At 61.8% G+C, this 23,702-nt stretch carries 27 protein-coding genes; 9 read left to right on the top strand and 18 right to left on the bottom strand.

The window, feature by feature from the left end:
* Positions 1 to 26: 26 nt before the first annotated feature.
* A complete protein-coding gene (locus CUV01_RS15110; RefSeq protein ID WP_232962772.1) occupies positions 27 to 449 on the top strand; it encodes a CinA family protein in 423 nt (140 codons plus the stop codon).
* A gap of 9 nt (positions 450 to 458) precedes the next feature.
* Here CUV01_RS15110 and CUV01_RS15105 read toward each other — a convergent pair whose 3' ends face one another.
* The 7 genes from CUV01_RS15105 to CUV01_RS15075 form a co-directional block, all read right to left on the bottom strand.
* Complete coding sequence (locus CUV01_RS15105) at positions 459 to 1,499, bottom strand: threonine aldolase family protein (RefSeq protein ID WP_101461194.1); 1,041 nt, start codon at positions 1,497 to 1,499, stop codon at positions 459 to 461.
* On the bottom strand, positions 1,496 to 1,936 hold the full coding sequence (locus CUV01_RS15100; protein WP_101461193.1) for a YcgN family cysteine cluster protein: 441 nt from the start codon (positions 1,934 to 1,936) through the stop codon (positions 1,496 to 1,498). The genes CUV01_RS15105 and CUV01_RS15100 overlap by 4 nt, the downstream gene beginning before the upstream one ends.
* On the bottom strand, positions 1,936 to 2,868 hold the full coding sequence (locus tag CUV01_RS15095) for a bifunctional riboflavin kinase/FAD synthetase (protein WP_101461192.1): 933 nt from the start codon (positions 2,866 to 2,868) through the stop codon (positions 1,936 to 1,938). The genes CUV01_RS15100 and CUV01_RS15095 overlap by 1 nt, the downstream gene beginning before the upstream one ends.
* A 34-nt stretch (positions 2,869 to 2,902) precedes the next feature.
* Positions 2,903 to 3,346: a MaoC family dehydratase gene (locus CUV01_RS15090; protein ID WP_101461191.1), complete on the bottom strand. Its 444-nt coding sequence runs from the start codon at positions 3,344 to 3,346 to the stop codon at positions 2,903 to 2,905.
* A 242-nt stretch (positions 3,347 to 3,588) separates the two neighbouring features.
* Positions 3,589 to 4,110 (bottom strand): VOC family protein, encoded by a 522-nt coding sequence (locus CUV01_RS15085; RefSeq protein WP_101461190.1) that lies wholly within the window; start codon positions 4,108 to 4,110, stop codon positions 3,589 to 3,591.
* Complete coding sequence (locus tag CUV01_RS15080; protein ID WP_101461189.1) at positions 4,111 to 4,980, bottom strand: TIGR01459 family HAD-type hydrolase; 870 nt, start codon at positions 4,978 to 4,980, stop codon at positions 4,111 to 4,113. It lies immediately after the preceding gene.
* Positions 4,980 to 5,897, bottom strand: coding sequence for a manganese-dependent inorganic pyrophosphatase (locus CUV01_RS15075; RefSeq protein WP_101462143.1), 918 nt, complete (start codon positions 5,895 to 5,897; stop codon positions 4,980 to 4,982). The genes CUV01_RS15080 and CUV01_RS15075 overlap by 1 nt, the downstream gene beginning before the upstream one ends.
* A gap of 165 nt (positions 5,898 to 6,062) precedes the next feature.
* Between CUV01_RS15075 and pdxR the strand changes: the two genes are divergently transcribed.
* Complete coding sequence (pdxR, locus tag CUV01_RS15070) at positions 6,063 to 7,532, top strand: MocR-like pyridoxine biosynthesis transcription factor PdxR (protein WP_101461188.1); 1,470 nt, start codon at positions 6,063 to 6,065, stop codon at positions 7,530 to 7,532.
* Between the two features lie 179 nt (positions 7,533 to 7,711).
* Entirely contained in the window at positions 7,712 to 7,915 is a 204-nt protein-coding gene (locus tag CUV01_RS15065) for a hypothetical protein (protein ID WP_157994876.1), read from the top strand.
* A gap of 104 nt (positions 7,916 to 8,019) precedes the next feature.
* On the opposite strand, the gene CUV01_RS15060 is transcribed toward CUV01_RS15065, so the two are convergent.
* From CUV01_RS15060 to CUV01_RS15035, 6 genes are all read right to left on the bottom strand, one after another.
* Entirely contained in the window at positions 8,020 to 8,529 is a 510-nt protein-coding gene (locus CUV01_RS15060; RefSeq protein WP_101461186.1) for a CarD family transcriptional regulator, read from the bottom strand.
* A gap of 320 nt (positions 8,530 to 8,849) precedes the next feature.
* Entirely contained in the window at positions 8,850 to 9,188 is a 339-nt protein-coding gene (fdxA, locus tag CUV01_RS15055; protein WP_101461185.1) for a ferredoxin FdxA, read from the bottom strand.
* 187 nt (positions 9,189 to 9,375) lie between these two features.
* Positions 9,376 to 9,657, bottom strand: coding sequence for an RNA-binding S4 domain-containing protein (locus tag CUV01_RS15050; protein WP_101461184.1), 282 nt, complete (start codon positions 9,655 to 9,657; stop codon positions 9,376 to 9,378).
* Between the two features lie 15 nt (positions 9,658 to 9,672).
* Positions 9,673 to 10,077, bottom strand: coding sequence for a nuclear transport factor 2 family protein (locus tag CUV01_RS15045; RefSeq protein WP_101461183.1), 405 nt, complete (start codon positions 10,075 to 10,077; stop codon positions 9,673 to 9,675).
* 4 nt (positions 10,078 to 10,081) lie between these two features.
* Entirely contained in the window at positions 10,082 to 12,901 is a 2,820-nt protein-coding gene (locus CUV01_RS15040) for a helicase-related protein (RefSeq protein WP_101462142.1), read from the bottom strand.
* 10 nt (positions 12,902 to 12,911) lie between these two features.
* Complete coding sequence (locus tag CUV01_RS15035; RefSeq protein ID WP_232962290.1) at positions 12,912 to 13,379, bottom strand: tetratricopeptide repeat protein; 468 nt, start codon at positions 13,377 to 13,379, stop codon at positions 12,912 to 12,914.
* Between the two features lie 178 nt (positions 13,380 to 13,557).
* Between CUV01_RS15035 and CUV01_RS15030 the strand changes: the two genes are divergently transcribed.
* Entirely contained in the window at positions 13,558 to 13,842 is a 285-nt protein-coding gene (locus tag CUV01_RS15030) for an SCP2 sterol-binding domain-containing protein (RefSeq protein WP_101461182.1), read from the top strand.
* Between the two features lie 6 nt (positions 13,843 to 13,848).
* Entirely contained in the window at positions 13,849 to 14,787 is a 939-nt protein-coding gene (locus tag CUV01_RS15025; protein ID WP_101461181.1) for an alpha/beta fold hydrolase, read from the top strand.
* A gap of 32 nt (positions 14,788 to 14,819) precedes the next feature.
* Here CUV01_RS15025 and CUV01_RS15020 read toward each other — a convergent pair whose 3' ends face one another.
* Positions 14,820 to 16,064: a helix-turn-helix domain-containing protein gene (locus tag CUV01_RS15020; protein ID WP_232962770.1), complete on the bottom strand. Its 1,245-nt coding sequence runs from the start codon at positions 16,062 to 16,064 to the stop codon at positions 14,820 to 14,822.
* Between the two features lie 156 nt (positions 16,065 to 16,220).
* Positions 16,221 to 17,450: a 5-aminolevulinate synthase gene (gene hemA / locus CUV01_RS15015; RefSeq protein WP_101462139.1), complete on the bottom strand. Its 1,230-nt coding sequence runs from the start codon at positions 17,448 to 17,450 to the stop codon at positions 16,221 to 16,223.
* Between the two features lie 168 nt (positions 17,451 to 17,618).
* Between hemA and CUV01_RS15010 the strand changes: the two genes are divergently transcribed.
* Positions 17,619 to 19,004: a M20/M25/M40 family metallo-hydrolase gene (locus CUV01_RS15010; protein WP_101461180.1), complete on the top strand. Its 1,386-nt coding sequence runs from the start codon at positions 17,619 to 17,621 to the stop codon at positions 19,002 to 19,004.
* Between the two features lie 71 nt (positions 19,005 to 19,075).
* Here CUV01_RS15010 and queF read toward each other — a convergent pair whose 3' ends face one another.
* The gene (gene queF, locus CUV01_RS15005; RefSeq protein WP_101461179.1) at positions 19,076 to 19,537 is read right to left on the bottom strand and encodes a preQ(1) synthase; all 462 of its coding nucleotides are present in this window, start codon (positions 19,535 to 19,537) and stop codon (positions 19,076 to 19,078) included.
* A 115-nt stretch (positions 19,538 to 19,652) separates the two neighbouring features.
* Positions 19,653 to 20,396 carry a YebC/PmpR family DNA-binding transcriptional regulator gene (locus tag CUV01_RS15000; protein ID WP_101461178.1) on the bottom strand — a complete coding sequence of 248 codons (744 nt, stop codon included), beginning with the start codon at positions 20,394 to 20,396 and terminating at the stop codon, positions 19,653 to 19,655.
* Between the two features lie 151 nt (positions 20,397 to 20,547).
* Here CUV01_RS15000 and CUV01_RS14995 point away from each other — a divergent pair, with 151 nt between their 5' ends.
* From CUV01_RS14995 to CUV01_RS14985, 3 genes are all read left to right on the top strand, one after another.
* A complete protein-coding gene (locus tag CUV01_RS14995) occupies positions 20,548 to 22,329 on the top strand; it encodes an SLC13 family permease (protein WP_101461177.1) in 1,782 nt (593 codons plus the stop codon).
* 117 nt (positions 22,330 to 22,446) lie between these two features.
* Positions 22,447 to 22,767, top strand: a complete 321-nt coding sequence (locus tag CUV01_RS14990; RefSeq protein ID WP_101461176.1) for an ArsR/SmtB family transcription factor — start codon at positions 22,447 to 22,449, stop codon at positions 22,765 to 22,767.
* Positions 22,764 to 23,228: an SRPBCC family protein gene (locus tag CUV01_RS14985; RefSeq protein ID WP_101461175.1), complete on the top strand. Its 465-nt coding sequence runs from the start codon at positions 22,764 to 22,766 to the stop codon at positions 23,226 to 23,228. The genes CUV01_RS14990 and CUV01_RS14985 overlap by 4 nt, the downstream gene beginning before the upstream one ends.
* Positions 23,229 to 23,318: 90 nt before the next feature.
* Here CUV01_RS14985 and CUV01_RS14980 read toward each other — a convergent pair whose 3' ends face one another.
* On the bottom strand, positions 23,319 to 23,567 hold the full coding sequence (locus CUV01_RS14980; RefSeq protein ID WP_232962288.1) for a DUF1127 domain-containing protein: 249 nt from the start codon (positions 23,565 to 23,567) through the stop codon (positions 23,319 to 23,321).
* Between the last annotated feature and the right edge of the window lie 135 nt (positions 23,568 to 23,702).

Below are 23,702 nucleotides of genomic sequence, written 5' to 3'. Positions count from 1 at the left end.
TGGACACAGCACGCAGTCAGGGCGCGATGATTGTCACCGCAGAAAGCTGCACCGGGGGGCTGATTGCTGGTGCACTGACCGAGGTGCCCGGTTCCTCCGACGTCGTGGACCGTGGCTTTGTCACCTATTCCAACGCCGCCAAGACGCAGATGCTGGGCGTTGAGGCTGAGACGCTGGCTGCCCATGGCGCTGTCAGCGAAGAGGTGGCAGCAGAGATGGCGACGGGCGCCCTGCAACACTCGCAGTCGCAATATGCCATCTCGGTGACGGGTATTGCCGGGCCGGGCGGGTCCGAGCACAAACCCGAAGGCCTTGTGTGCTTTGGCCTGGCGGGACCGCGCGGGCTGAGGATCGAGACCGTTGAATTCGGCGCAATCGGGCGCTCGCAGGTCCGCATGGCAACCGTTGAGCACGCATTGCGGATGCTGATGGCCGCCCTGCGCGCCTGAAGACGCGGCCTAGCCGGCAATCAGACGGATGACAGCCTCGATATCCGCGTCGGGCGTATCCCATGCCGTCACCAGCCGAATGGGCACCGGGTCCAGCCCCTCTGCCGATTTATCGGGCCAGAGGTGATAGATCGCGCCCGCAGCCCGGGCACGTTGATGCGCCTCGGCCGGAATCGTGGCAAAGACCGCGTTGGATTGCCGGGGCGCCAGCAGCGCGCCACCTGCCGATACGATCCCCTCGGCCAGCCGCTCTGCCTTGGCATTGGCGGCGCGGCCCAGTTCCAGCCACAGCCCGTCACTCGCCAGCGCCAGCATCTGTGCGGCCAGAAAGCGCTGCTTGGAATAGACATGGCCCGTTTGCTTGCGGCGATAGTCGAAACCCTCGGCGTGGGCCGGGTCGAAGAACACAACTGCTTCGGCGGCCATCGCGCCATTCTTGGTGCCGCCGAAACACAGCGCATCGACGCCCGCGCGCCTGGTCATATCGGCCGCCGAACAATTCTGCCCGGCCACAGCATTGGCAAAGCGCGCGCCATCCATATGCAAAGGCAGCCCGGCGCCATGGGCCAGATCCGCCAGCGCGGCAACCTCGGCCGCAGAATAGGTCGTTCCCCATTCGGTGGCATTGGTGATCGAGACCATGGCGTTGCGGCCTTCGTTCAGACCGCCGCCCTCACCATGCCGGATCGCGGCGGCCAGCGTGTCGGGCGTGATCTTGCCGTCCTCGCCCTGCAATGTGACCAGCTTGGCCCCGCCGGAAAAGAACTCTGGCGCGCTGCATTCGCTGGTTTCGATATGGGCATCCGCGTGGCAATAGATGCGACCAAAGCTGGGCGACAGTTGGGCGCAGACCAGCGCATTCGCCGCCGTTCCGGTCGCCACAAATCGGATCACGGCGTCGGGTGCCTGCAGCACCTCGCGCAAGGCAGCCTCTGCCCGCGCGGTGACCTCATCGGCGCCGTAGCCCATCACGGCGCCGGAATTGGCGTCGTTCAGCGCCTCCATGACCGCCGGATGGGCTGTCCAGGCGTTGTCGGATGCGAAATTCATGACTGATCCTCGATCACGTAATCGTCCCAATCGTCCTCGGAGATCGACAGCTCGTTCACCGTCCGTCCACGCACGCTGACCCCGGCATGATGGACCGAGTCGCGATCGCCCGAGATCAGGTAGTGCCAGTCATAAAGCGGCTTGCCTTCGTGGCGCAGGCGATAGGCGCAGGTCGCGGGCAGCCAATAGCCGACCTTCCTGATCTTGGCGGGCGTCAGGACGACGCATTGGGGGACATAGTCGTGCCGGTCGGCGTAAGAGCTGCAGCGGCATGTATCGCCATCCAGCAACTTGCACGCGACGCTGGTAAAGACGACCTCGCCCGTGTCTTCATATTCCAGCTTGTTCAGGCAGCATTTTCCGCAACCGTCGCACAGCGCCTCCCATTCGTCGCCGGTCAGCTCCTTGAGCGGTAATTCCCAAAAGCGCGGGCGCATCAGTGGCCTGCCAGTATGTCACGCGCCTGATCGGCGTCAGCCTCGATCTGCGCGATCAGCGCGTCCAGCCCGTCAAATTTCGCCTCGTCGCGCAGGAAATCGACCAGCGCGACCGAGATATGCTGGCCGTAAAGATCGCCCTCAAAGTCGAACAGGTGCACCTCAAGATTGGGCCGGTTTCGCCCGAACATCGGCCGAACGCCCAGGCTGGCAACGCCCTTGAACACGCCCTTGTCAGGCCCGGTCAGCACATCGACCAGCACCGCATAGACGCCAAGTCGCGGCAGGTGCAGCCCGTCGACCGACATATTGGCGGTGGGCCATCCCAATTCGCGGCCGCGCTTTTCGCCGTGAATGACCTCGCCTTCGATCCGATGCCAGTGGCCCAGCATGGTCTCGGCCTGACGCGGGTGCCCATCGCTCAGCGACTGACGAATCGCGGTTGAGCTGAAATCCTGGCCGTTGCGCCCGATCAGCGGTGCGATGGTGACGCCAAAGCCCATCTGACGGCCCAGATCCTGCAGGGTCGCTGCATCGCCGGCGCGGTCCTTGCCAAAGCGGAAATCCTGCCCGACCGTCACATGCGCGATGCCCAGACCGTCGCAGAGAACCTCGCGCGCGAACGCCTCGGGCGTCAGGCCGGCCAGCACCGGACCGAAGGGCAACTGGAACAGATGCTCAACGCCAAGCCGCGCCAGACGGTTGGCCCGTGCCTCGGCATTCATCAGCCGGAAACCCGGCGCTTCGGGGGCAAAGAATTCGCGCGGATGCGGCTCGAATGTGATGACCGCCAGCGGCGCCTCTGGCAGCGCGTCGCGCGCGGCCTCTATGACCGAGCGGTGGCCCAGATGGACGCCGTCGAAATTGCCCATGGCAGCGCTGGTGCCGCGGGCCCTGACAGGCAATCCGGTCCAGTGGTCGTGGATATGCAACGCAGCGCCCCCTGTCGGGGCATCGCCCCGGCGATCAGTCGAACTTGCGGCTCGGGGCCAACACGACCGCCTCACCTTTCAGCACGACCGTATCACCGACCAGACAGCGGGTTGCAAGCGTCACGCGCCGTTTGGACATGTCGATATCCTGCACCGTCACTTCGGCCCGGACCATATCTCCCGGCCGCACGGGGGCCATGAATTTCAGTGTCTGGCCCAGATAGACCGTGCCATGCCCGGGCAGTTGCTCGCCGATCACCGCGCTGATCAGCCCGGCGGTCAGCATGCCGTGGGCGATGCGGCCCTCGAAAATCGTGTCCTGCGCATAGGAATCATCCAGATGCACCGGGTTGTGGTCGGTCGAGACCTCGGCGAACAGTTTAATGTCATGATCGGTGACCTGCTTTTGCAGATGCCGGGTCATTCCGATTTCCAGATCTTCGATAACGATCGTGCCGCGTGGGAGGTTGTCCAACATCCTTTACCCCTTGCCGAAATTTTTATGCTGCATAGCAGCGTAAAATCGGCAACGCAAGAAAATATCGCAAAACTTCGCCTAAAGTACAAGATTATTACCCTGAGGATCGGCTGCGATTGACGTGCAATCCTACGTTCGGCGGCTGGATGTTCTGAGATACGGGCAGGCGGTCGAGATCACTTGAAGTGATCCCGAATGTCAGGTCAGTCATTGATCAATGGTTGACGCAGCAGGCCCGGCCCTTAGCCGTCCGCTGCCGCTGCTTCGTCCAGCAGGGCCTGCAGGTCCAGCGGCGCATTGACCATCCTCAGATGGTCCTGCGCATCGACCGGCCAGTCGGCCTGCGGCTTGTCACGATAGAGTTCGACCCCGTTGCCGTCGGGATCATCCAGATAGATCGCCTCGCTGACGCCGTGATCGGCCGCGCCGGTCAGCGCGATGCCAGCCGCGGTCACCCGCGCCAGCACGCGGCCCAGAGCAACCCGGTCAGGATAGAGGAACGCGCTGTGATACAGCCCCGTATGCCCCGGAGGGGGCGGCGTCGCGCCCGCAGATTCCCACGTGTTCAGCCCGATATGATGGTGATAGCCACCCGCCCCCAGAAAGGCCGCCCCGCGTCCGGACCGTTGCATCACATCAAACCCCAGAACACCGGAATAAAAAGCAATTGCACGGTCGAGATCGGCCACCTTCAGGTGCACATGACCGACCCGCGTTGCAGCCTCGGCCTGTTGCGGCGGGATCAAGACGGGCTTTGCCACCATTCAGCGCAGCCTTCCGGTGGCATAGGTCGGGTCCATCTGATGCGTTGCCAGAAACTCGTCCAGCAGCGCCGCATCGGGGTTTTCGACATCGCCGCCCATGGCGTGCGCGGCCAGACCGCCGGTCACGAACAGGCAGTCGATACCCTCGGAAATGGCACCCTTTACATCGGTATTGATGCCGTCGCCGATGGCCAGCACCCTCGCGTCCTGACCCAGGTCCAGCATCCGCCGCGCGCGGTCATAGATCGGCGGGTATGGCTTGCCGAAATACAGCGAGGTGCCGCCGATATCGTCATACAGCGCCGCCAGCGCACCCGCGCAGTAGATCCGCGTCTCGCCCAAATCGACAACCACATCGGGATTGGCACAAAGCAGTTTCAGCCCACGTTCGCGTGCCAGCATCAAACGGGCGCGGTAATCGTCGGGCACCTCGTTTGTCTCGTCGAAGGGACCGGTGCAGGCGATACCGTCGGCCTCTTCCAGCGGAACGCGCTGGATCGCTGGCGCATCCTGCCATTCGGGCGGGATGTCGTCAAAGAAACCGTCATCCTTGTCGGTGCCGATATGCCAGACCTTGGTGCCGATGGCGCCTGCAAACATCGCATCCTGCGCAGAATCGCCGGAACTGACAATGATATCAAAGGCATCACCCGGCACGCCCATGCGGGCAAGCTGCTGAGCGACATATTGATTGGGGCGCGGGGCATTGGTCATCAGACAGACCTTGCCGCCCCCCCGGCGATAGTCCTGCAGCGCCGCCACCGCTGCAGGATATGCCTCATTGCCATTGTGCAAACAGCCCCATAGATCGCAATACAGCGCCTCATAGCCCTGCCCGATCTCGGACAGGGACTGGATGATCTGGGTCATCAGACGGCCAGAACCGGAATGATCTGCTTTTTGCGGCTCATGATGCCGGGCAGAACGACCGTGTCGCCGGTTACGGTGGCGCCAAAGCTTTTCTCGGCCACGGTTTTGACGAACTCATTCGGCACCAGCAGCGTGGCCTCTTCGTTCAGGATATCGACCACGAACAGCAGCACCTCGTTGGCGCCGTCAGCGGCGGCCACGACCGGCATGGCGGCCATCAACGCATCCTTGCGGTCAAGGATCATTCTGGGCGCGGTGGTCTCCAGCACCGAGACCCGCAGTTTCTTGTCGCCCAGCTCGTATTCCTTGCTGTCCATCCGCAGCAGCGCGTCATCGGCAAAGGCCGACACGTCGGATTTGGCGGCAAACATCTCGGCGGCGAATTCGCTGACATTCACGCCCAGTTCCTTTGCCAGCTTTTCGGCCACGGCACGGTCATGCGGGGTGGTCGTGGGGCTGCGGAATTCCAGCGTGTCGGACAGGATGCAGGTCAGCATCACGCCCTTGACCGCGTCCGGCGCCTTGGCCAGATCGTCGCCGATCAGATCATGCATGATGGTGGCGGTGCAAGCCAACGGGCGAATGGTGATATTGATCGGCGTCTTGGTCTTGATGCCGCCAGCCAGCAAATGGTGGTCGATGATTTCCAGCACATCTGCATCATTGATGGATGCGGGCAATTCGGCCGGGTTGTTGGTGTCCACGATCACGCATTTCTCGCCGGCGACGACATCAACGATGATCTCGGGCTTGTCGACGTTCCAACGATCCAGCATCCACAGCGCCTCGGTGTTCGGCTCGCCCTGCAGCACTGCCTTGGCCGGGGTCTTGCGGATCTCGTTGAGATACCAGGCCCAGATAACCGGAGAGCCGGTGGCATCCGAATCGGGGGCCTTGTGGCCAAAAACCTTGATCATCTTGCGCCTCATATAGGTATGGAAAAGTCGCGGGCGTTATAGGCGCGCCGCGCGCAGTTGTCCACGCACCGGCGGGCCGGCAAGCGCGCTGGCCCAACAAAAACCAGCCGCTACGAGGTCAATATGGTATCATCTTGAAAGACAGCAGGAAAACGGTGTGCCGCGATGACATCGCAAGGGCATGACAGGACATTGCTGAACTGGATCACGATCGATCGCGATCAGGCGCGGCCAATCTATCGGCAGATCAGCGACCAGTTGCGCGGTGCCATTCTGGATGGCCGGCTTTGCGCAGGCAGTTATTTGCCGGCCTCTCGCGTGCTGGCGGGCGATCTGGGCATTTCTCGCAACACCAGCATGCAGGTCTACGACCAGCTGATCGCAGAGGGGTTTCTGGAAAGCCGTCGCGGATCGGGGACACGCGTGTCGACAACGCTGAGATCTAAACCCGCCATAGGACAGGCCGAAACACGAGCGCTGTTTCGCACGCTGCCCGCCCATACGCAGCTCCAGACACAAGATCTGTACCTGGGCGAACCGCCGGGCTGCGCCTTTCAGCCCGGCATCCCCGCATTTGACGCCTTCCCCCGGCTGACATGGGCTCGCCTGCTCAAGCGACATGCCTTGCGGGCCGATCAGTTCATCCTCGATTACGCCCATGCGGGCGGTTACATGCCCCTGCGTCAGGAATTGGCCAAGTATCTGACCGCGTCACGCGGGGTTGCCTGCGCGCCGGAACAGATCCTGATCGTCACCTCGACCCGTGCGGCGATCATGGCGGTTGCCGCGCTGCTATGGCCTCGGCAGTCGACCGTCGCGGTGGAGGACCCAGGCTACCTCGTCGCCAAGCGGGCATTGTCGCAGGCAGGCCATCACTTGCGTCTGGTCATACTGGACCGGCACGGCGCGCGCGTGAACGACCTGATCGCCCGCCCCGAAGGCTGCGTCGGCGTTTATCTGACGCCTGCCCATCAATGGCCAACCGGGGTGACGCTGTCGGCGTCCCGGAGGATCGCCTTGCTGGACTGGGCTGCCCGGACGGATGCCTGGGTTCTGGAGGACGACTATGACAGCGAATTCCGCTTTGACAGCCCTCCGGTGGCGACACTGCATTCCTATGGCAGCGGTCGGGTCATCCATATCGGCACCTTTTCAAAGACCCTGGCACCGTCGCTGCGCACAGCCTATTTCGTGGTGCCGCCAGAGTTTGCAGAGCAGTTCAATCAGCAGGTGTTCCTGCACGGCGTCGAACCGCCGCTGCATGTACAGGCTGCGCTGGCGGATTTTCTGGCCGAGGGGCATTTCGCCCGTCACATCGCCCGGATGTGCAAACTCTACGCCAAACGCCGCAGCCTGCTGATTGCCGCCTTGCAGGACAAATTCGGCGATAGGTTGCGGCTGGACGTCCCGGCAGGCGGTCTGCAACTGATCGCCAGACTGCCGGGCGATGTACCTGCCTCGGCAATCGCGAAAAGCGCCGCCTCGCAGGATCTGGTTGCCCGTCCGATGCTGGCCTATCAGCTTGAACGGGCGCCGCCCAACGCCCTGCATCTGGGCTTTGCCGCTGTCCCCGAATATCAGATCGCGCCTTTGGTGGCGCGGCTGCACGCGGCGATCAGCCATCACTTTCGATAAATTGGCATGGTCGAAAATCAGCCAATTGGCCCTCGCCGCGTCTCAGCTATCGGCGCAGGATGAGGGTGCATAACTCCTGACATCCAACACGGTCGGCACTGTATCGCCGACCCAACACCAGAGGCGTCGGCATTCACTGCCGGCGCCACGGCCAGGCTTTGGCCTGCTCGGAGGGCACCATGATCGAATTCATCCTGATCGCCTGCTTGCAAGACACCCCGGAAGAATGCCGAACAGAAAGCCGGCTGTTGTCGGACATGACGCTGATCCAGTGTATGACCAGTTCACAATTTCTGGTCGCGGATTGGGGCAAGAACCATCCTGAATGGCAGATCCAGAAGCATCGCTGCCGCGTTTTCCAGGCTGATCGCGCAGAGATCTAGCGCAAGGGTCCAGCGCAGGTTGATGACAGCGAGCCCCGACCAAGAGGCACCCAATGCAAAAGGGCGCCCCATGAGGGCGCCCCTTTCACACGTCCAATCAAAATTCAGGCCGCGCGGCTGGTCAGAACATCATCCACACGTTTTTGCGCATCGCCTTCTTCCAGACCGCTCACCGCAGCCACTTCGCGGGTCAGACGGTCCAGCGCAGCTTCGTAAAGCTGACGCTCGGAATAGGACTGCTCGCGCTGGTCGTCATTGCGGTGCAGGTCGCGCACCACCTCGGCGATCGACATCAGGTCGCCGGAGTTGATCTTTTGCTCGTATTCCTGGGCGCGACGCGACCACATGGCGCGCTTGACGCGGGCTTTGCCTTTGAGCGTGTCCAACGCCTTTTCGACCAGATCCGGGCTCGCAAGGCTGCGCATCCCGATTTCCGAGGCGCGAGCCGTGGGAACGCGGAGGGTCATCTTGTCCTTCTCGAAGGAGATCACGAACATCTCCAGCTTCAGGCCGGCAACTTCCTGCTCTTCGATGGAAACGATCTTGCCAACCCCGTGCGCAGGATAGACAACAAAGTCATCGGGATTGAATTCACTCTTTTTGGATTTCGACATTAAGGCTTCCTCATAGGTGGCGCCGCAGATATTCAGGGCGCAAACGTACCCCTGACGGGAAGTCCCGCCTTGGGTTCGATTTCATCATTTTCTTTTGCCCGCGCCCGGCAGAGGACGCAGGATAAGCAAGTTTCGGGCGGGCGCCGCCAGGATCGTGCATCTGACAAGCGCGAATGTAACAATAATATAGCATAAAAAACGCTTCAAAAAAAGCGGCTTGCGGCAAGCTGCCCCACGACGAACGTTCGTTCAATTAAAGCTTTTTTGCCATGGGGTTAGCAAAAGGCAAACTTTGGGCAGCGACAATCAGGCCGCGCGAATCAATCGCCCTCGCCCGGTGCTTCCGAGAAATACTTTTCCAGCTTGTCTGCCTGACCATCCATTTCCTCGGCGGTCGGCAGCGGGTCTTTCTTGCGGGTGATAACGGGCCAGTTTTCCGAATATTTCCGGTTGAATTCGACCCATTTCTCCATGTCCGGCTCTGTATCCGGGCGGATCGCATCGGCCGGGCATTCGGGCTCGCAGACCCCGCAATCGATGCATTCATCTGGATGGATGACCAGAGTATTCTCGCCCTCGTAGAAACAGTCCACCGGACAGACCTCGACGCAATCCGTGTATTTGCACATGATGCAATTGTCGGTGACGACATAGGTCATGGGGCTGCTCCGTTCATTCCGAACCGCTAGTTACGCCTGCCCGCGCCATCAATCAAGGCCAGCGGGTGGGAAAAGACCGCCGTTTCGTACCGCAGACCAGCCCGCAAACGCCCGTTCGCCTGCTGGCGGTCAGACGCGAAAAAACACCCGCCCCCCGTTTGAAGGAAAGCTGGGGCAGAGCCTGCGCCTAGCCCTCGTCCAGATCCTCATAAAGCGCCTGAGCCTCGCTTGCCGGACCGCGCCGCACACCCAAACCGATTACCCGCAATGCGCGCAGCTGGCCCTTTGCAGACAAGGTGATCTGATCGCCCGGCCGGATCGACCGACCGGGTTTGCGAACGGGCTGGCCGTTCACCCTGACCCCGCCGCCCTCGATTCGCGCAGCAGCCAGGCCGCGCGTCTTGAAGGCCCGGATATGGAAAAGCCACTTGTCCAGCCGCAGCGCCTGCGGCTCTGGCGTTTCAGCCATGATGCCAAGCCACGTTCAAAACCGGGCTGCTTGGGGATCGGTTGCCAGCAAGCCTGACCGCCATTCCGGTACCGGATAGGGATCGGGCCAGAACTCGGTCTGTTGCGCGATCAGCCCGTTCCGGATGCGATGAAAGGTAATCACCCGCGCCACGATCTGCAGATCAAGCTGCGTCACACGGGTGTCACTGACGACCTGTTCACCCTCGGACAGCAGAGTGATCACCTCGAACTGCCAGCCGCCCTGCCCCGGAAACGCGCCATTGACGGCCACGAACTGATCGCGCCCGTCAATGATCTCGGCTGATTGTGGCCAGAGGCCGGTGAAGTCATGGGCCAGATAGCGCTCGGCCACGCCGGCCCAATCATTCGCATTCATTGCCTGCCAGAAGTCACGAACAAGACGGGCCTCGGGGGACATGGGGCTATTTGCGGTCTTTCAATGCCGCCAGAACCGCAAAGGGGCTGTCGGGATCGGCCTTCTTTTCGGGCCGGGCCTGATAGGTTTTCCCGCCCTGAGGCTTGCCGCCCTTTTTGGGGCCGCCCTTCTTCTTGGGTCCGCGCTCACCCTTGGGGCCACCTTCTGCACGCTCGGTGCGGGGACCACGGGCGTCGTTTTTGGGACGGCGCGGCGCGCGCGGCTTGGGCGCCCAACGAAAGGTGTAAAACACCTCTTGTTCCGCGGGCTCAGGACCCGCGCCGGCGTCAGCGGCTTCAGTCTCGTCAGAGCTCTCGGCTGCGGCGGCTTTCTTGGCAGCCTGCTCGGCCTCCCATTTGGCACGGGTTTCGGCTGCCAGAACGCTTTCTTCTTCGGTCATGGGCGCGTCCGAGGCAGGAAGCTCGGGTTCGGGCGCAGGTGCCGGCTCGGTCGCCTTGACCTTCTCGCGCTCGCCCTTTTCGGCGGCATAACCCAGGCCCTGCATCAGATCGGCGAACTGGTCCAGCGTCATGCCGGTGATCGACAGCATATCTGCGCTGGCCTCGAATCCGGCGCGGGTATCCTGTGCGCGGACCATATCTGCGAGGCGTTCCAGCATGTCGATGCGAATCGCGCGATCGCCAGCCGGGTGATAGCCCGACAGGATGTAATAACCATCCGGCACCTCGGCCAGATGCGGGATCGTGACCAGACCCGGCGGCGGGCTTTCGGGAAATTCGTCCAGCCCCGCATGCAGCGACCACAGCACCAGCCGCAACCGCGTCGGCGCGGGTTTCAGCAGTGCCGGCTGAAAGATGGTGAACTGGCCAAAACGCACGCCATGCTTGCGCAGGGTGCCGCGTGCCTCTTGATCAAGGGCCTTCACGTCATTCGCAACCGCTTCGCGCGGCAGAACGCCTAACGCCTCGACCAGTTGGAAGGCAAAGCCGCGGGCCAGACCGCCCAGAGCCTCGTCGTTCTTCATGGCCAGCAGGGGTTCGAACAGCGTCGCCACCTTGCGATCAAGGAAATGCTGCAAGCGACGCTTGACCTTTTCGACGATCTCGGTGCCGGCCTCTTCATCGACAAAGACCTCGATACCGGGCTTTAGCGCTTCGGAGCCCTTGACCAGCTTGCCGACAGCGGCGTCGCCCCACATGAGGCCGCCCTGCTCGGTGAAATCCAGCTCGGTATCCGGCGCGTTATAGAAACGGTCCGCGCGCAAGTGGAATTCGGGCCGCAATGCCTCATAGCTGGCACGGCTGAGCATCTTTGCCTCATCGGGCGAAGAGGTCTGGTCGGGACGAAAACGAAACCCCTCAAGGCGGCCGGAAAATTCACCCTCGACCGCAACTTCGCCCTTGTCGTTCACTTCGGCCACGAGGACCTCCTTCTGTTTGAGCCGGCGCAGCAGCACAGATGTGCGCCGATCCACAAATCGTTCCGTCAGCGCGATATGCAGCGCATCTGACAGGCGGTCTTCTACAGCGCGCGTTTCGCCGCGCCAATGACTTTCGTCCTCAACCCAGCCTCGCCGTTGTGCCACATATGTCCATGTGCGGATATATGCCAATCGTTTCGACAGCGTGTCGATGTCGCCTTTGGGCCGGTCGATGCGTTCAATCTGGCGCGCCAGCCAGTCCGAAGGGACCGATCCATCTTGCAGGAAACCGAATATCCGCGCCAGCAGGCTGACATGTTCGGCAGAGGAAATACCCCGGAAATCGGGCACGCGGCAGATATCCCAGAGCAGACGGATATCGGCTGGCGTGGTCACCCGGTCGCGGATCTCTGGCAACTCGCGCAGGGATTTGAGCGAGCGCACGTCATCGGCCTCGCGACCGCGCACCAGCCACTCGCTGGCGGGCGCTGTCTCAAGGCTGGCAAGCAGCCGGTCCAGCGTGCCGAATTCCATCGCCCCGTTGCGCCACATAAGACGGCTGATCGGCTGAAAACGATGATTTTCCAAGGCGTTGATCAGCCCCTCGTCCAGCGGCGCGGCCTCGCCGGTTACACCGAATGTGCCCGGTTCTGTGTGCCGGCCCGCGCGCCCCGCGATCTGGCCCATTTCATGGGGAAACAGCGGGCGCATCCGGCGGCCGTCGAACTTGTCGGTCGCGCTGAAGGCGACATGGCGGATATCAAGGTTCAAGCCCATGCCGATAGCGTCGGTGGCGACCAGATAATCGACCTCGCCTTCTTGATACATGGCGACTTGCGCGTTGCGCGTTCGCGGCGACAGCGCCCCCATGACGACCGCACAGCCGCCCTTTTGGCGGCGGATCAGTTCCGCCATCGCATAGACGTTATCGACGCTGAAACCGACGATGGCGCTGCGTGAGGGCATTCGCGACAATTTCTTCGAACCTGCCCAGCTGAGCGTCGAGAATCGCTCGCGACGTTCGAACTGGACGCCGGGGACCAGCGCGGCGATTGCCGGGCGCATGGTATCCGAGCCCAGCAACAACGTTTCATGCAGACCCCGCATGTTCAGCAACCGGTCGGTGAACACATGGCCACGTTCAGGGTCGGCGCATAGCTGGATCTCATCTATGGCAACGAAATCGGCCCCCACCTCGGGCATGGCCTCTGTGGTGGCGACCCAGTATTTCACCCGGTCGGGCACGATCCGTTCCTCGCCCGTCACCAGCGCCACGACCGAAGGCCCGCGCGATTTGACGATCCGGTCATAGACCTCGCGCGCCAGCAGACGCAGGGGCAAGCCGATCACGCCTGTCCGGTGGGCCAGCATCCGTTCGATCGCGTAATGCGTCTTGCCGGTGTTGGTCGGCCCAAGGACGGCCGTCACGCGGCCCGAATTCATCATGCTCATGGGATCAGATATCGGTGCCGTGGTTGGCCATTTCCAGACGTGCCAGCCCGTCGATGGCCTCTTGCTGATGCGGATGGATCGACAGGGTCTCGCGATAGGCGGCCATGGCGCGCTGGTCGTCACCCATTTCCTCCAGCATCGCGCCCAGCTGGGTCATCGCGGCAAAATGACGAGGCTCCAATTCCAGAGTGCGGGCCAGATCGGCCGCGGCGGGACCGTAATCGCCATTCAGCGCATAGGCCACGGCGCGCGCCTGATAGCCTGCGGCAAATTCTGGCGCGTGATCGGTCAGCGCGGTCAGATGCCCGATGGCACCCAGCACGTCGCCCTGATCAAGCGCCTCTTCGCCGCGCATCAGCAGCAGATCCATCGTCGCGGACCCTGATTTCGACCATTCGCGTAAAATATCGCTTTCCGCAATGCGCCAGCCCTCGCCCTCGGGCTGGGCAAGTTGCGAAAACAGCTGCTGCATGTCAGGCGCAGCTTGTGCTGACGCTACGCCACCACTTGCACCAAGCGCAAAAATGTTGACGCTTGCGGCAAGCAGTAATGCTGCGAAACGAACCATTTTCCTGCCTTCCGCCTTCATGGGACCCAGTGTAAACAGTCTCATGGGCGGGGGCCAGTCAAAGCGCAACGGAGGACCCGAGATGAGCGAAGTCGTGAACAAGGCAGTCGAAAAGCTGAACGAAAGGCTGGGCGGCTTTGAAAACACCGCCAAATTCGTAATCGAGGAAGAGGGCGCGATCATGATCGACGCCGATGGCGCGCGCGCCGGCGACGAAGAGGCCGAAGTGACGCTGATCGCCTCGCGGGAAACCTTTGAAGGCATCCTGGACGGCAGCGAGAACCCCACCAGTGCCTTCATGACCGGCAAGCTCAAGATCGAAGGCTCGATGCCTTTGGCCATGCAGCTTGGCGCGGCGCTGTCCTGATCCCGGATGATACCTGCCCCCTTTCATCGCCTGCCGGACGACAATCTGCCGCCGGCTGAAACGTTTTTCGTCAAGGCCGATGACGGGGTGCAGTTGCGCCTGGCCTGCTGGCATGGCGATGGCCGTGCCACGGGCACCGTGCTGCTGTTTCCCGGCCGCACGGAATATGTCGAAAAATATGCCCATGTCGCTGCCCGCCTGAATGCCGCCGGACTGGCGGTGCTGGCCATCGACTGGCGCGGTCAGGGTCTGTCTGATCGCCTTCAGGACGATCCGCGCCCCGGCCATATCGGCGACTTCAGCGATTATCAGCGCGATGTTGTCGAAATGGTGGTCAGCGCCTCTGAGCTCGACCTGCCACGGCCCTGGTATCTGCTGGCCCATTCGATGGGCGGCTGCATCGGCCTTGCGGCTCTGCACAATGAGCTGCCGGTTGAGCGCGCGGCGTTTTCGGCGCCGATGTGGGGCATCAATCTGCGTCAGATGCCCGAAGGCCTGGCGCTTGGTCTGTCCTATATCGCGGGCAGGCTTGGTCGCGGGGGCCGCGCCACGCCGGGCAGTGGCGGGGCTGGCACCTATGTGCTGGACGAAGCTTTCAGTGCCAACCTGCTGACCCATGACGGAGCAGAGTGGGGCAGCCTGGTGCAACAGGCCGCGCTGTGGCCCGACCTGACCATCGGAGGTGCAAGCTTTGACTGGGCCGGAAAAGCGCTGAACGAATGCACCCGGCTGGCGCGCTTGCCCTCGCCGGACTATCCGGTGCTGATCACGCTTGGTGATGGCGAAAAGATCGTCTCATCGACAGCGATCCGCGAACGCGCCGGGCAATGGCAGGGCAGCCATCTGCTTGAACTGGCGCAGTGCCGGCATGAAGCGATGATGGAAACGTCCGCCGTTCAGGACAAGTTCTTCAAAGCGGTATTGGAACATTTCGACCACGGCTGACGCGCTACCATCGGCCGCGCGTCCTTTGCCAATCAGTCGGTTACGCTGCTGCCGCCCGCTGGTGCAACCTCATCGCCCGGCATCGGCCCGGCCTGAGCCACAGAAACCATCTGCGCGAGTTCAGGATCTTTGCTGAGATCGGCAAAGGCGTAATTCGCGGTCAGGCTGGTCGAGGACAGCTCGACATTTTTGACCACCTGCGGACCGGGCGCCGCCGGGCCGTAAGTGCGGCCATTGACCGCGAAATATACCGCACCGGAATTGCCTGTGCGCAAGATCGGCGGCTCTTCGAGGCTGGGCAGTGAAAAGCGTTCGCCCGCATCCATGATCTTTTCCAGCAGCACCGTGCCATCCGCCGAGGTCACGCGAACCCAGGCCGGCCGCGCCGCCAGCAATTCCAGTTCCGGGGCATCGGGCGCAAGCGTGCGCACTGCCAACTGCTCGGCAGGCAATTGCGGACCATATGCCGTGAGCTCTGCCTTCGAAGCACTGACCGTATTCGGAACCGCGCCGGTCTGGTCGTTACTGGCCAGCACCGTATCAGCGGGGGCCGGAGGCTGCGTCAAACCGGGATCAATGGCCGAAATCGGACCATCGCGCGCCGTCAGCACCGGGGCCTCAAGGATCTGGGGACGATAATTACGATCCAGCGATTCGGGCTGTGGCATATTCGCGGCCAGATCGACCCCTTCCGAGGAATCCAGTTCGGGCTGCGGCAGACCACCGCTTTGCACCGGGTCCAGATCCGCAACAACGGTCGGGGCATCATCGCCCGGGGTCAGGTTCACACGCTGCACCTCTTGCAGCACGGACCAGCCACCATAGCCCAAGCCCGCGATCAGCGCGACCAACACCGCCAAAGAACCGATGGCGCGAGGCTCGATCGACGACCAGAAGCTTTCTGGCTGAGGAATGAACAGAGCACGCGGGTTCGCCAGCGCCTCTGCCGGATCGGACGGTCTGCGGGTCGGTTTGGGACCGGCGGCGGCGGGCGCCATGCCATGCGTCGGCTGAAAGCCGGATTCGCTGCAGAACCGACGGAACGTCCAATCCGGATCCATATCCAGATAGCGCGCGTAAGACCGCACATAGCCCGATACAAAGCTGGGGGCATCAAAGGCGGTTATGTCGCAATTCTCGATGGCCGCGACATAAGAGGCGCGGATGCGCAATTCGCGTTGCACATCCAGCAGTGACTTGCCCTTGGTGGCACGCTCACCGCGCATGATGTCCCCTAGCCGGGTGTCATCGTCGTAAAGATCAGCGGTGTCCGCCATGGGATCCACCTCATATTCCGGGCGTTCTGCCCGAGCACCGCTCATATCGTCTGCCTCACAGTGCGTTATAAAAACCCCCGCGAATCACGAGGATAACGTCTATTATCTAAGGAAATGTTATCACGGATGCGAGAGCCTCGCACCCCCCGGCAAGAATTACGCGACGATTTCGGCGCGATTCAATGCACAGCGTGACCACAGAGCATCCATTGCACGGACAAGATGCTCGATCTGGCCGCTGTCATGAACCGGCGACGGGGTGAAACGCAGTCGTTCGGTGCCCCGCGGCACGGTCGGGAAATTGATCGGCTGCACATAAATGCCGAAATCGCTCAGCAACATGTCCGACAGCGCCTTGCAATGCACCGGATGGCCGACATGCACCGGCACGATATGCGACCCGTGATCGATGATCGGCATGCCCAGCCCCTTCAGGCGCATTTTCAGGATGCGGGCGTGCAATTGCTGCGCGTCGCGCAATTCCTGCCCGCCCTCGCCCTTGAGAAACGCGATCGAGGCGGCAGCGCCAGCCGCAACAGCCGGCGGCAGAGAAGTGGTAAAGATAAAGCCCGGCGCATAGGATCGAATCGCGTCGCACATCTTGACCGAGGCCGCGATATAGCCGCCAAAGACGCCGAATGCCTTGCCTAGCGTGCCGTTGATGATGTCGATTCTGCCCGACAGCCCGTCCCGCTCGGCCACACCACCGCCCCGCGGACCGTACATGCCCACCGCGTGAACCTCGTCCAGATAGGTCAGCGCGTTGAACTCATCAGCCAGATCGCAAAGTTCCTTGATCGGTCCGAAATCGCCATCCATCGAATAGACGGATTCGAATGCGATCAACTTGGGCGCTGCCGGATCATCGGCTTGCAGCAACTCGCGCAGATGCTCGGCATCATTGTGCCGGAAAATCCGCTTGGCGCCGCCATTGCGCTTGATTCCCTCGATCATCGAGGCATGGTTCAGCGCGTCGGAATAGATGATCAGCCCGGGAAACAGCTTGGGCAACGTCGAAAGCGTTGCATCATTTGCGATATAGGCACTGCTGAAAACCAGCGCGGCATCCTTGCCGTGCAGATCAGCGATCTCGGCTTCGAGACGCTTGTGATAGACGGTTGTGCCGGAAATATTGCGCGTCCCGCCCGAGCCTGCGCCGGTCGCATCCAGCGCCTCGTGCATGGCGGCCAGAACGGCAGGATGCTGGCCCATGCCCAGATAGTCGTTGCCGCACCAGACAGTAATGTCCTGTTTTTCCCCATCCGGGCGGTTCCAGACAGCCTGCGGAAACCGGCCCTTGGCGCGCTCGATATCAATGAAGGTCCGATAGCGACCCTCATCGTGCAATTTACCGATGGCCTGGTCCAGGGCAGCATCATAATTCATCGCTTGCGTTCCCTTGCATAGCTGGCTGGGTGCGATCATGTTGCGGATCACGCGAGGCCTGTCGTTGATACATGTCAAAAATCAAAAATGACAGGGCCAATTTGTCGCAATAAGCCGAAAGGCGCAGGGCGAAAATCAAGTAAATCAGTCGGGAAGGACCAGACGGAGATGACACAGGCAGGCAAGCTGGACAAGGTTCTGACAGAATTGGATCAAGGGCTGGACGAGGCACTGGACCGTCTCATCGGATTCCTGCGCATTCCCTCGATCTCGACCGATCCCGCGCACAAGGCTGATGTGCGCGCTGGCGCTGAATGGCTGTGCAACGAATTGCAAACATTGGGTTTCACGGCCGATATTCGCGACACGACGGGTCATCCGATGGTCGTGGCGTCCTCGCAACCGGGCGAGGGGCGGTCGCTTTTGTTCTATGGGCATTACGACGTCCAGCCCGTCGATCCGCTGGATTTGTGGGATCGCCCCCCGTTCGAGCCAGAGCTGCAGGACACGCCAGACGGCAAGGTGATCCGCGCGCGTGGCGCGTCCGATGACAAGGGCCAGCTTATGACTTTCGTCGAAGCCTGCCGCGCCTGGAAGGCGGTGCATGGCGCCCTGCCCGCCGGTCTGACCCTGCTGTTCGAGGGCGAAGAGGAATCAGGCTCACCCTCGCTGCTGCCTTTCCTCGAGGCCAATGCCCAGGAACTCAGCGCCTCGCTGGCGTTGATCTGCGATACTGGTCTGTATGCTGACGGGCGCCCGGCCATCACCACACAGCTGCGTGGTTTGGTCGGCGAAGAGGTGGTGATCCGCGCCGCCGACCGCGACCTGCATTCGGGCCATTTCGGCGGGCTGGCCGCCAACCCGATCATGGTGCTGGCACAAGGCCTGGCCGCGCTGAAAGACGATCAGGGCCGCGTCACCCTGCCCGGCTTTTACGACGGCGTCGAAGAGCTGTCTGACGAACTGCGCAGCGATTGGGACGCACTTGGTTTCGACGCCGAGGACTTTCTGTCCTCGGTCGGCCTGAAACACCCCATCGGAGAAAAGGGCCGCACGCCGCTGGACATGCAATGGAACCAGCCCACGGCCGAAATCAACGGGATCGCCGGCGGTTATGCAGGCGATGGCTTCAAGACAGTGCTGCCAGCCGAGGCACGCGCCAAAGTCAGTTTCCGGCTGACCGGCACGCAGGACCCCGCGCGTGTCCGCGCAGCCTTCCGCGAACATATGCGCGGCGTGCTTCCGGCGGATTGCGAGATCGAGTTCCATGAACATGGCGGCAGCCCTGCCAGCGTGATGGACATCACCGACCCGGCCTTTGCCGCCGCGAAACAGGCGCTTACCGAGGAATGGGGACGCGAGGCGGCCTTTATCGGGGCTGGTGGCTCGATCCCCATCGCCGGTGATTTCAAGCGCATGCTGGGCATGGACTCGATGCTGATCGGTTTTGGCCGCGAAGATGACCGCATCCATTCGCCCAATGAGAAATATGACGTGGAGAGCTTTGCAAAGGGTGCACGGTCCTGGGCGCGGATTCTGGCAACGCTGCGGTAGCAAAGGGGCGCTGCCCCTCGCCGCCTGACGGCGGCTCACCCCGGGATATTTGTGTGAAAAAGAAAGCCCGGTCAGCCTCGACCGCGATAGCCGGGCACCCCCTGATCGGGCGCCCACAGCCCGCTCGGGACAGGGCCGGTCTGCCAGAAGACATCGATGGGCATGCCGCCACGCGGATACCAATAGCCGCCGATCCGCAACCATTGTGGCGCCAGCAGATCAACCAGACGGCGGCCGATGGATACGGTGCAGTCCTCGTGGAAGGCGCCGTGATTGCGAAAACTTCCCAGAAACAGTTTCAGCGATTTTGACTCGACCAGCCAGTCGGCGGGCGCGTAGTCGATGACCAGATGCGCGAAATCGGGCTGCCCAGTCAGCGGACACAGACTGGTGAATTCGGGCTGGGTAAAGCGCACCAGATAGAGCGTGTCGCCTTGCGGGTTCGGCACGCGCTCCAGCACGGCCTCTTGCGGGCTTTGAGGCAAGGGTGTGTCCTGGCCAAGCTGGGTCAGCGCATCGGTATAGTGGCTCATTCCTGGGCTCCTGTTTTGACCGGGTGGGCTGCGACCGGAACAGGCTGTCGCCTGTTTCTTCTTCATTCAAATATCCTGGGGGTCCGGGGGCAAGGCCCCCGGTCCGGTCAGGCCATCACAACTGTTCTGCTATCTCTTCGGAAAGGTCGAAATTGCCGGTGACGTTCTGGACGTCGTCGTCATCTTCCAGCGTTTCGATCAGTTTCATCAGCTTTTGCGCGGTCTCCATATCGCTGATCTCGGTCGCGGCTTGCGGCTTCCAGATCAGCTTGGCCGTCTCGGATTCGCCAAGCGCCTCCTCCAGCGCCGTCGAGACGTCGTTCAGATCCGTGTCCGCGCAATAAATCCAGTGACCGTCGGCATCCGATTCGACGTCCTCGGCGCCAGCCTCGATGGCGGCCATCATCACCGTATCGGCGTCGCCCGCGCTGGCGGGGTACATGATTTCGCCCACGCGGTCGAACATGAAGGACACCGAGCCCGACTGACCCAGATCGCCGCCATGCTTGGTGAAATAGCTGCGCACATTGCTGGCCGTGCGATTGCGGTTGTCGGTCATTGCCTCAACCATCAGCGCGATCCCGTTGGGACCATAGCCTTCATAGCGGATCTCGTCGTAATTCTCGGCATCGCCGCCCTGCGACTTCTTGATCGCGCGGTCGATCACGTCCTTTGGAACGGAGCTGGACTTGGCCTCTTTGACCGCCAGCCGCAGACGCGGGTTCTTTTCGGGGTCGGGGTCGCCCATCCGGGCGGCGACCGTGATCTCTTTCGAGAGCTTGGAAAACAGTTTCGAGCGCGCGGCATCCTGGCGACCTTTGCGGTGCTGGATATTCGCCCATTTGGAATGGCCTGCCATGGTCGATGGTCCTTCGGGTCTGCGGCAATCGGGTTCCGAAGGCTTTTAGTCCAGCCTGCAGCCGGATCGCAAGATCTGGCTGACACAAGCAATTGCGCAATCCGGCAACAAGACTATCCTGTAGATTGTAAGGTAACTGGCGGGTGAACCGATGACGTTTGATCAGATCGTGCTTTTTTCGATTTTCGGAGCCGTGATGGTGCTGATGTTCTCAGGCAAGTTGCGCCCGGATCTTATAGCCTTTGCCGGACTGATGGCCGGCGTGCTGTTCGGCGTCGTCCCCGCAACAGAAGCATTCGAGGGCTTCGGCAACCCTGCAACCATGGTTGTGGCCCTGATCCTGATCGTCACGGCCGGTCTGCGGCGGTCTGGCGTTGTCGCGGCACTGACCCGGATGCTGGTGGTGGAAAACCGCCCCGTCAGCCTGCATATCGCGGTCATGGGCGGCATCGGCGGCGTTCTGTCGGGCTTTATGAACAACATCGCCGCGCTCGCGATCCTGATGCCGATCGACATCCAGATGGCGCGCAAGGCAGGCCGCGCCGCCGCCCTGACGCTGATGCCGCTGGCCTTCTGCACGATTCTGGGCGGGATGCTGACCCTGATCGGCACGCCGCCTAACCTGATCGTGTCGGGTTTCCGGCAGGATGTACTGGGCGAGCCGTTCCGGATGTTCGATTTTCTACCGGTCGGCGGAGCCGTGGCGGCGGCTGGTCTGGTGTTCATCGCATTGGTCGGCTGGCGCCTGATTCCGCTGCATGAGGACAACGAATCCCCCGATGACGAACACACCACGATGCGCGACTATGAATCGCTGTTGATCGTGACCGAAGAAAGCACGATGCGCGACCAGCCGGTCGGTGATCTGATTGCTGACGCGGAAAAGGCCGAGGTCAGCATACGCGGCGTGCAGCGCCATGGTCAGACCCTGGATACGCCGCTGAATGAGATTGTGCTTGCCGTCGGCGATGCGCTTGTTCTGCGCAGCGGCGCCGATCAGCTGGACGATTTCCGCTCTGCCTCCAAGCTGGCCTTTCCTGATGGGCGCTCGGAACCCCGGGCACGGCAACGCCGGGAAAACCAGTCCCTGATCGAATGCCTGATCCCCATGGGGGCCGAAATCGTCGGCAGCACCGCCCAGAGCGTCGGCCTGATCAATCGCCATGATGCCGTGCTGATCGGCATGCGTCGCCGCGGCGTGATCATCACCGGGACCCTGCTGCGCGAAAAGATCCGGGCGGGCGATCTGCTGTTGTTGCTCGTCTCGGAAAGCCGCACCGAAGAGGCGGTCAGGTCAATGGGCGGGCTGCGACTGGACGGCGCTCAGCGCACGGTCATGCGCGAGGCGCAAATGTTCTTTGCGCTTGGGTGGTTTGTCCTTGCAGTCGTGCTGACCAGCTTTGGCCTGATCACGATGCCCATCGCGCTTGGCTGTGTGCTGGTTGCCTATGTGCTGTCGGGTGTCTTGTCGGTCAACGAGGTCTATGACCATGTCGACTGGCCGGTCGTGGTACTGCTGGGCTCGATGATCCCGCTCGGCCTCGCGCTGGATTCCACCGGCGGTACCGCCCTGATCGCTGCAATGATCGTCAAGCTGACCGCAGGCTATCCGGCCTGGGTCGCGCTGGCTCTGCTGATGATGGTGGTGATGTTCCTGTCAGATGTGCTCAACAACAATGCCACGACAATTCTTGCAGCACCCGTCGCGATCCGGCTGGCCGAGCAGCTTGAGGTCAATCCCGACGCCTTTCTGATGGGGGTTGCCGTTTCGGCTGCCTGCGCCTTCCTGACCCCGATCGGGCACCAGAACAATACGCTGATCATGGGTCCGGGCGATTACCGGTTTGGCGACTATTGGCGGATGGGCCTGCCGCTTGAGGTCATCGTCATGCTGGTTTCCGTGCCCATGCTGATCATGGTCTGGGGGCTCTGAGCCTGATTTCTCTGCTTTAACCTGACACGCTGCCGGCAAGGTCCGGCAGCGAGGATCAAAGGCTGGCTTGACATGCAGGTATTTACCTGCATAAACGCAGTGGCAAGGAGGTTGGCGATGGATGCAGACAAGGTCTTCAAGGCACTCGGCGATCCCTCCCGCAGAAAGCTGCTTGATCTGCTGTGCAGGGAAAACGGGCAGACATTGGGCCAGCTTTGCGAACATATCGATATGTCCCGCCAGTCGGTCACGCAGCATCTGGGGCTGCTGGAGGTCGCCAATCTTGTCACCACGGTGAAACGGGGCCGCGAAAAGCTGCATTTCATCAATCCCGTGCCACTGCACGACGTCTATGCGCGATGGGTCCAGAAATTCGAGACCCAAAGGCTGAGCCTGCTGCACGACTTGAAACGAGAATTGGAAGGAGACGATAAATGACCAGCAAGACCACAAGCTTCGTCTATGTGACATATATTCGGGCCACGCCCGAGCAGATATTCGCGGCGATCACGAAGCCCGAAATCGCCCGGCGATATTGGGGTCATGGAAACGTGTCGGACTGGCGCGCCGGATCGAAATGGGAACATGTCCGCGACAATGATGCGCAAACCGTCGAGATCGTCGGCGAGGTGATCGAGGTCAAGCCCCCTGCCCGTCTGGTCATGACATGGGCCAATGAATCGCAGTCTGATGATCCGGACGGCTATAGCCGGGTAACATTCGAGATCGAGGAATACGAGGACATGAGCCGCCTGACGGTCACCCATGACCAGTTGCAAAGCGATAGTGGGATGGCAAAGGCCATCGGTCAGGGCTGGCCAGTGGTGCTGTCCAGCATGAAGTCCTATCTTGAAACCGGCGCCGGTTTGCAGCTGTGGGCCAGGCCCAAAGCTGCTTGAACCAGGCTGAAATGCCCGAAGCCGATGAAAAAGCCGCGCCGCCCGGGATGGGGCAGCGCGGCTGTTATCTGAAAAGCTCTCGGTATGGCGTCAGATATACATCTGATCGCCAAAGATCCGGCGCACTTCCTCGACACGGGTGGTACCGCGTGCGGCCAGTTCTTCGTCGCTCAGCGCGTTCAGCTTGCGGACCTGCTTCATGCGCGGGCCGGCCTCTGCCAGAGCGATCAGCCCGTTGAAGAGCGCACGGAACGGTGCCGTCAGGACCTGGGTCAGCTTGTTGCGGTTGTCTGCGTCAAAGCTATTGGTTTTCGGGGCTTGGCTGGTGATATCGGCCATGATTAGGACTCCTTGCATCTTTCGCCTCGTCCCTCCCTTGCCAATGAAGATGCTGCGCCGCGGCATGTTTTACAATGACCGATGCCGCAAAGCCGCATTGCATCAGGCACATGGCGGCAAATGCTTGACGTGGCG

Origin of the sequence: Paracoccus tegillarcae (assembly GCF_002847305.1) — a bacterium.
Classification (GTDB): Bacteria; Pseudomonadota; Alphaproteobacteria; order Rhodobacterales; family Rhodobacteraceae; genus Paracoccus; species Paracoccus tegillarcae.
The sequence above is the reverse complement of the archived record's forward strand: the minus strand, read 5'-3'. Positions and strand labels throughout refer to the sequence as shown.